Below are 8,332 nucleotides of genomic sequence, written 5' to 3' on the forward strand. Positions count from 1 at the left end.
GCCGTACCGGGGAGATCCGGCGGGAGGGGCAGAACGGGGCCAGCGGGGGAAACAGAACAGGATCCGGCAGGACTCAACGCCCCCTGGCCGCCGGTATGATTGCAGGTAATGACTTCCCCTTCTCCGCCCCTCATGGTGCCGGGGAGAGGGAGGGAGTGATGCCGGAAATTGCCCTGATCAGGAACCCGGAGGCCATACCGGGAAGTACCCTGTACCGGGCTTCGCCTGCCTGAACAGGGAGAGGGACCCGACCGTGAGGTGCCGCACACGGCAAAAGGACCCAGAGATTCCCGGCGATCCAGAACCATGCAGGGCACCTCTTTCACCGTGGTGCGAGGGGGGGAAAAGGCCCGCAATGCGGGGAGGAAAATCTCAGGATTACGCCGGGATCCGGGATCCCGCCGAGGTGTGTCCGTAATCTTTATACGCCACTCAGGAGTATCATTCAATATCCCACTTCACAGGAGGTGAAGTCCATGGCAAAGAAGGGTGGCAAGAAGCAGCCGAAGGAACCTCAGGAGTAAATATATACCCTACTCCTATTTTTCTTTTTTTCGTACATCCACTCCCGCTTGGGAGACGTTTTTCAGTCAGTGATCGCCGGGCCTGCAGGTACGATTCGACTATCCTATCCCGGTTTTTCCAGTGCCCGTGACACCGCACGATGGAGACCGGTACCTCCCCGGCGCCAAGCATTATATCTCGTCCTGCGATCATTCCCTGACCCCATGGCGGGTTGCGGTGAGCATATGGCAGGAGGTAGTACCACAGGGGAGAGCGGCGGGCAGACCGTCGCCGAGGTGATCATCGATGAACTCGCACGCCGGGGGGTGGACCTTGTCTTCGGCGTGCCGGGGACGTCGTCCCTCGGGATCATCGATGCGGTGAGAAAACATCCCGACGTCCGTTTCATCCAGGTGCGCCACGAGGAGAACGCGGCTATGGCAGCGTCGGCCTACAACAAACTGACCGGACGGGTCGCCGTGTGCGTGACCATCGCGGGGCCCGGGGCGACGAACCTGGCCACAGGGCTGTACGACGCAAAAGAGGACCATGCATCGGTCCTCTCCCTCAACGGCCAGGTCGAGGTGCAGTACATGGGGCCGGGGGGTTTCCAGGAGATCGACCAGGACGCCTTCTTCCGGCCTATCACCGTCTTCAACAACACAATCCACGACAGGACAAAGGCGGTGAAACTTGTCGATGCCGCCCTGCGGCACGCGGTCGTGAAGAGGGGCGTCGCACAACTCTCCGTCCCGAACAATATCCAGAAGGAGACTCTCGACCCTGCCTGCTGTCCCCGCGAGGGACCGCCGCCGCTTCCGGGGATCGCACCGCCAGAGTCTGAGATGCAGAGGGCGGTCGATGCAATCGAGAGGGCCAGGCGGCCGGTGATCATCGCAGGGTGGGGCGCACGCACCGCCGCGGAGAGCGTGACCGCCCTTGCCGACCGGATCAGCGCACCCATCCTCACCACCTTCAGGGCGAAGGGGGTCGTCCCCGAGGAACACCCCTGGCACCTCGGCATCCTGGGAAGCGTGGGGTCGGGGTACGCACGCAAGCAGGCGGAGTCCGCCGACCTCCTCCTCGTCTTTGGCGTCGGTTTCTCTGCCCAGACCCGCGTCCCCGAGGAGGTCCCCATGGTCCAGGTCGACCTTGACCCGATCAAACTCGGGCGGAACGCCGACTCCGTCCTCCTCTGGGGTGACTGCGCCCGCGTCGTCCCCGACATACTCGGCCGCGTGCGGGAGAGGAGGGACGACACGCGGAGGGAAGAGGTGGCGCACCAGAAAGAGGCATGGAAGGCACAGAGAGAGGAGGAGGCCGACCCGGAGGCCGTGCCGGTCCGCCCGCCCTATATCATGAAGGTGCTCTCGGAGATTCTGCCCGACGACGCAGTCATCTCCATCGACGTCGGGGAGAATGGCTGGTGGTTCGGGAGGAACTACATGATGAAGAGAGGGCAGGCATTCGTGATGTCCGGATACCTGGCGACGATGGGTTTCGGTCTGCCCGGTGCCATCGCCGCAAAACTTGCCTATCCAGAGAGGCCCGCCGTCTGCATCACCGGCGACGGGGGTTTCGGGATGGCGATGGCCGAGTTCCTCACCGCCGTGAAGTACGACCTCCCCCTTGTCGCCATCGTCCTCAACAACCATGAACTCGGCATGATCCGCGTCGAACAGAAGATGGAGCACTACCCGAACTTCGGGACAGAACTCCACAACCCCGACTTCGCCGTCTATGCACGGGCCTGCGGCGGCGCCGGCTACAGGGTGGAAAGGCCCGCCGACCTCCCCCTCGCGATCAGGGAGGCGCTGGCGGCCGGTGTTCCGGCGGTCGTCGACGTGGAAACAGATCCGAAGCGCTTCTGACCGCTCCCATTTTTTCGGGGGGAACACTTATCACCGGTCCTGCCCATCCAGGATGCAATCAGGGGGAGTGCCATGCGGCAGATCTATGCCATCAGGACTGAACCACATCTTGAGTCTCTTGCCATGCCTGAGAACCTGCGGATCGGGCTGATGACCGCACGCCAGAGGGAGAGGTGCAGCAGGATCGGGTGCCATGTGAGGTACTTCAACTTCGCACTCGGGCAGTCGCCATTTCCCGTACCCCCGGCACTCTCCGCGGCCCTGAGAAAGGAGGCCGGGGCCGGGCACTACACAGACGCCGCCGGCGTCCCCGAACTCAGGGACGCCGTGGCCGAGTACTATGAAGAACACTTCAGGGTCCATGCAGGACCAGAACAGGTCATCGTCGGCAACGGGACAGAGGAGATCCTGTACATCCTCTTCACCGTCCTCGACGCAGAGGTGGTCATCCCCTCTCCGTCATGGGCCGGGTATGCCCCCATCCTCAGACTCCTCGGGAAGACCTGCACGACGCTCAGTCTCAACCGCGAGGACGGCTACAGGATCAATTCCAGCGACCTCGAGGCAATCCTGGCCAAAAACCCCGACAGGCGCCACCTCCTCGTCCTCAACAACCCGAACAACCCGACCGGGGCGCTCTATTCGCGTCAGGAACTCGCGAGGATCGCCGACGTCTGCCGGAGGTACGGCTGTCTCGTCCTCGCCGACGAGGTCTACGCCCTCACCACATACAGGCCAGAGGACTTCTGCTCAATGGGTGCGGTCTATCCGGAGGGGACATTCGTCACCGGCGGTCTCTCCCACGACTGCTCTGCCGCCGGTTACCGCCTCGGCGTCTGCGTCATCCCGGAAGGGGACCAGGAGTCACTCATGCAGCACCTGACGCGGGTGGCGGCGACGATGTACACCTCGGTGGCGACGCCAATCCAGTATGCGGCGGTCGCCGCCTATGCAGGTGACCCTGCCATCAAGGAGTACGTGCAGACAACGCGGGAGATCCACCGGGTCATGGGGGGATACATGAGCCGCGCCTTCGAGATGATCGAGGGTGTGGAGGTGACGCACCCGGAAGGAGGTTTCTACTTCCTTGCCGATTTCAGCGCCCTCGCCGGTGACCTCGCACAGAGCGGTGTGAGATATGCAAACGACCTCTCCCGCGCCCTCCTCGACCACCCCCACCACGTCGCAACGGTCAGCGGGGACGCCCTCATGCTCCCCTCCGACGTCTTCGCCACCCGCATCGCCTTTGTCGACTATGACGGTAGGAGGGCGATGGAACTGTACAGGGAGAAACCGCCGGAGACAGGTCTGGACGAGATAGCCTTCGTCCAGGACGCCGCGCCGCGTATGGTCGAAGGGGTCGAGGCGGTGCGGAAGTTTGTCGAGGGAGTTAGAAGGAAGACCATCAGGTTTGTCTGACCGGTTTGACTCTCTCGATGGCCGGGATAGACATATGCACCGGCGAGAGCCGTCGGCGGTCACGGGAAGCCGGCCCTGCGTGATATCGGGATTTTGAGAAGAACGATTCTTTTTTCCTATTTTTTCCGCAAAAAGATTATTTTTTGAGGGCCTGGCATGATGAAAGCCGCTTTATATTGTTACTTCCAGATCCTGAAATGGGCCTTTCCGGTCTACCTGGTGCGATATGAATACAAGAAAGAAGACAGGAGGGATTCTTGCAGGAGTTTTTATTCTCCTCCTCTCCATTGCCGCCAGCGGGTGCATCGGGTCGGGCACCGACGTCTCACAAGACCTTCAGGCCGAGGTCGATGAAGCGAACCAGACGCCTCTCCCGACAGAGACACTCCCGTCACCGGCACCGACACCCGAAGAAGAAGAAGTTTATGCCTTCCCGACAATTGTCCCGGTCGCCGACCCCCTTCAGGAGACAATGGTGCGGACATTCCCGACAAAGTTCGAGAAGAAGACCTATAGTATCGAGGTCGCGGTGAACGGGAGCATCTATGAGGGGGTGCGGGACGTCGACAGGCGGTGGCCGACCAGTGCGTCCTGGGGCGACCCCGCGAGCATGACAGCCTACTACCGCCGCTATATCGAAGACCCCGCAATGAAGGTCTTCTTCGACGACCTGACCAGGCCTTTTCGGTATATCAGGGCAGCCGATGGCCTGAACGACGGTGAGTACCTCGAACTCCTGATCACCTTCGTGCAGCAGATCCCGTACGACCCCGACGCACCCTCGAACCCCCGCTATCCGGTCGAGGTGATCGGGAACATGAAGGGCGACTGCGACGAAAAAAGCCTGCTCCTCCTCGGTATGCTTGCCCACGAGGGTTATGACACCGCCCTCCTCCTCTTCCCCGGCGAACACCATGCGGCGGCGGGCATCGGGATCTCGGTCAACGGCAACCCCTCGTTCAGGGTCTTCACGAGTCCGGACGGTGGGAAATATTTCTATATCGAGAGCACGGGCCCGACCTACATCGGCCGGTACACCGAACCCTTCGGGAGTGCAAAGGCCTTCGTCGTCCCCCTCAGCAACGGGACCAAGCGCTTCGACCGGGTGAACTATGTCACCCGCATCACCGGGGTCTACCAGAAGATCGACGACCGTCTCCCCTATATGAGTGCCAGAATGGAGGAGTGGCGGGGCGAGATCGATGACCTCAAGGAAAGCCTCATGCACGGCACCTACGAGACGCGGGAGGCGTGGGACCGTGACCACAGGAAATATACCGCTCTGATCAGGCAGCACAACGACTATGTGCAGAAGTTCAACAGGTACATCGAGGTCAGGGCCTATATTGCCGACCACTCCTATGACATGGCCGGGGTGTACCGCTATATCCAGAACAGTAATGTGGAGGATATCACGATCTGATCCCGGTCAGAGTCTGGTGACCGCGGTGACGCGGGGCCGGAGAGATCCTGCAGACATGTACCGGGACGATTGCCGATAGTGCGGGACACCATGGAAAAATCATTCGATATTTTTCCCCTTTTTTTGTCCCGGTCGATTTAAAAAAATTGATGCGGTGCGAGCATCCACCCGGATCAGGAGATGCGTGCGTGACTGCCATACTGGATGTACGGGACCTCACGAAGGTCTACGGGGATACCACTGCACTGGACAACGTCACCCTCTCGGTCGAGGAGGGGGCGCTCTTCGGTCTTCTCGGCCCCAACGGGTCGGGGAAGACCACGATGATCAAATCGCTCACCGGACAGGTGCGGCCGTCGGGCGGGTCGGCGACGGTGCTCGGCAGGGACGTGGTGGCCGACCCGGTCGGTGTCCGCTCGCAGGTCGGGATCATACCCGAGCAGGAGACGCCGCCGAGTTTCCTCACCTCTGAAGAGTACCTCCACCTTGTCGGCGCCATCAGGAAGATCCCGGACATCGAGGAGCAGATGACATGGTGGTTCGAGTACCTGGAGTTCGGGGAGAAGAGGGACGTGCTCTGCAAGGACCTCTCGCGGGGCACGCGGCAGAAACTGATGTTTGCACAGGCGTTCCTCCACCGCCCGGTCCTCGCCCTCATCGACGAACCTCTCATCAACTTCGACCCCATCATGCAGGAGAAGGTGAAGGACTTTCTCGCCGATTACGTGAAGAAGGGGAACACCATCTTCATCTCCACGCATATCCTGGAGATCGCGGAGGAGATCTGCTCGGGTTTTGCCGTCCTCCACAAAGGGAAACTCCTCTCGACCGGCAGGGTGGCCGATGTCACGGAGGGGGGTATGCACCTTGGCGACTATTTCCTCTCCCTTGTGAGGGCGGGCGGTCATGTTTGAACTCTTCCTCGCCATGATGAAGGAGGAGTGGCGGGTCCACTCCACGATGTTCGGGAGTCTCAGTTTCGCCCTCTACCCGGTGCTGATCTTCGCCATCGCCTGCATGGGGTCATTCCTCATCCCTCTCATCCGTCCCCTGCTCCCCTTCGGCGACCTCGCCCTTGTCACGCACGCCCTCTTCCTCCTCCTCGGCCTGATGGTCGGGGCATTCGGTCTCCTCATAAACGAGGTGATGGAGAGGAGGTTCGGGCAGGCGAGCACTCTCGCCTATGCCGCCCGCACCCTGCCCCTCTCAGAGAGGGTCATCTTCCTGAACTTCGTGGTGAAGGACACAGTCTACTACTTTGTGCTCTGGGTGCTCCCCTTTGTCGCGGGGTTCGCCCTCGCCGCACCTTTTGCCGGTATCCCCCTCGCGACGCCGGCGCTCCTCCTCCTCACTCTCTCCCTCTCCTTCCTCACCGGCCTCTCCATGGCGTTCTTCCTCTCGATGGTCTATGCCCGCTCGAAGGTGTTGCTCGCCGCGGTCTCTGTCCTCCTCGCCGGTGCGATTTTTACGGCCCACCTCGGCGGCGTCTCTCTCTTCCTCCCGCTCACGCTCTTCCGCGCCTTCTCCCCGGTGACGCTTGCGGCGGCGTGCGCCGTCGTCCTGATTCTCGCCGCCCTCTCCATCGCCCTGCTACGCCCCGAGGCCGCGGCAAGGGCGAAGCACCACAGGGAGATGCTCGTGCCCCTCGCCCGGCGCCTCTCCCCCCTCCCGTACCCGGCCCTCGCTGCGAAGGACTGCATCGACCTCCTGCGGAGCGGCAGCGCCGTCGGCCAGACCCTCTTCTCCTTCCTCATCCCCCTCGGGGTCATCTGGTTCTGCCTCTCCCTGCTCGACCCCTTCCTCCCGGCGTCCGGCATCCTCCTCCTCTTTGCGGCCCTCACCGGCGTGGTCGCCTCGACGATGTACATCTGGCTCACGATGTTCGATAGCTTCGGGCCGTACGCCTGCCTGCCCCTCGGCGTCGCCGACGTCATGAAGAGCAAGGTCTGTAGTTTCGCGGTGCTGCAACTCCTCCCGGCCGCCTTCATCGCCCTCGTCGCGGTCTGTGCAGGCGAGGCGGCGCACCTCCTCCCCGCCCTGGTGCTCTGCCTCTCCGTCTCCTTCTACGGCCTCGCGGTGACGGTCTACCTGACTGGTCTCTCCCCGAATGTCCTCCTCTACGACCCCCGCGTGCTCGTGCTCTACCTCCTCGCCCTGGGCGCCCCTCTCGTCGCCCTCATCGTCCTCTCCTTCATGAACCCCTGGTACGCGACGGCGTCGGTGGTGCTGGTGGGGGTTGGGTGGTGGGTCGTGCAGAAGGGGTTTGTGAAGTGGGAGGGGAGGGAGGTGGTGGGGTATTGAGATAGGGCCCTGCCGAAGAATCGGCTGAAATAGAGTGTTCCAACATTGCCGGGAGGGAACTCACATATCGACTACGAATGAAAATCCATCAGGCAATTATAACAGAACTGCGTGGAATGCAACAGTACCTCGTCGCAGGTATCGAACTCGTGCCATTGCCAGTTCTTTACAGCGGTGTTTTTCAAACCAGATAACATCCCGCCAATATTTTTTTCATCAAAACCCTTCTCGTACATCACCAGAACATATTTTTTCAAAGAGAGATTGTACTCGCATGCACTGAATACAAGTCCGATTTCCAGGAGTACGGAATAATTAATCGCCGATCCATCCGGGTTTTCATGAAAGAGATGAACGATCAGGACGTGGCTATCCCTGATGAGGGTATGTCCAAGGCGAAAATTGTATGCTTTTTCGTCTTCCGAAGGGTCTCAGGGATGTTCCCGAGAGAGGTCGGTCGATATTTTCGCGTTGAACTTCTCGGACTCGCACAGGTGCTCTTTCAGACGATAGAGATGTGGCCGCTTGAATGACCCCAGCAACCCGATCTTTAAAGATTTTTTATCCTCTTCTGAGCAGAGATAGTGCCGATTTAACTCAGAGAGAAAGTCCATCTTAAAAAATCATCTCTGTTCGGGGTAATAATAGAGTAGAGTAACATTTTTGTTACTCCAGCCCGAGTAATATATATACAGGTAACAGATATTATACCTACAGTCCGCAGGTGCAGACATGGATGAAACGGTACTGGATAAACACCTCTCCGAAGTCCCATCGGTGATCATCAACGCAGTCAACCCCTTAAGCGACAGAA

General features: G+C 60.5%; 7 protein-coding genes. All 7 read left to right on the forward strand.

Features of this window, described 5'->3' with window-relative positions; translation table 11 throughout:
• Positions 1-233 (forward strand): hypothetical protein (locus Q0520_RS07945; RefSeq protein ID WP_298668548.1); only part of this gene is annotated, 233 nt, incomplete at its 5' end.
• Positions 234-749: 516 nt separating this feature from the next.
• Positions 750-2,375, forward strand: coding sequence for a thiamine pyrophosphate-binding protein (locus tag Q0520_RS07950; protein WP_298668551.1), 1,626 nt, complete (start codon positions 750-752; stop codon positions 2,373-2,375).
• A 72-nt stretch (positions 2,376-2,447) separates the two neighbouring features.
• Positions 2,448-3,794 (forward strand): pyridoxal phosphate-dependent aminotransferase, encoded by a 1,347-nt coding sequence (locus tag Q0520_RS07955; RefSeq protein ID WP_298668554.1) that lies wholly within the window; start codon positions 2,448-2,450, stop codon positions 3,792-3,794.
• 226 nt (positions 3,795-4,020) lie between these two features.
• Positions 4,021-5,217, forward strand: a complete 1,197-nt coding sequence (locus Q0520_RS07960) for a hypothetical protein (RefSeq protein ID WP_298668556.1) — start codon at positions 4,021-4,023, stop codon at positions 5,215-5,217.
• A gap of 188 nt (positions 5,218-5,405) precedes the next feature.
• Entirely contained in the window at positions 5,406-6,131 is a 726-nt protein-coding gene (locus Q0520_RS07965; protein ID WP_298668559.1) for an ABC transporter ATP-binding protein, read from the forward strand.
• Positions 6,124-7,518 carry a hypothetical protein gene (locus tag Q0520_RS07970; protein ID WP_298668562.1) on the forward strand — a complete coding sequence of 465 codons (1,395 nt, stop codon included), beginning with the start codon at positions 6,124-6,126 and terminating at the stop codon, positions 7,516-7,518. Before Q0520_RS07965 ends, Q0520_RS07970 begins: the two co-directional genes overlap by 8 nt.
• Before the next feature lie 341 nt (positions 7,519-7,859).
• Positions 7,860-8,051 carry a hypothetical protein gene (locus tag Q0520_RS07975; RefSeq protein WP_298668565.1) on the forward strand — a complete coding sequence of 64 codons (192 nt, stop codon included), beginning with the start codon at positions 7,860-7,862 and terminating at the stop codon, positions 8,049-8,051.
• Positions 8,052-8,332: the final 281 nt, after the last annotated feature.

Origin of the sequence: uncultured Methanofollis sp. (assembly GCF_937919355.1) — an archaeon.
GTDB lineage: Archaea > Halobacteriota > Methanomicrobia > Methanomicrobiales > Methanofollaceae > Methanofollis.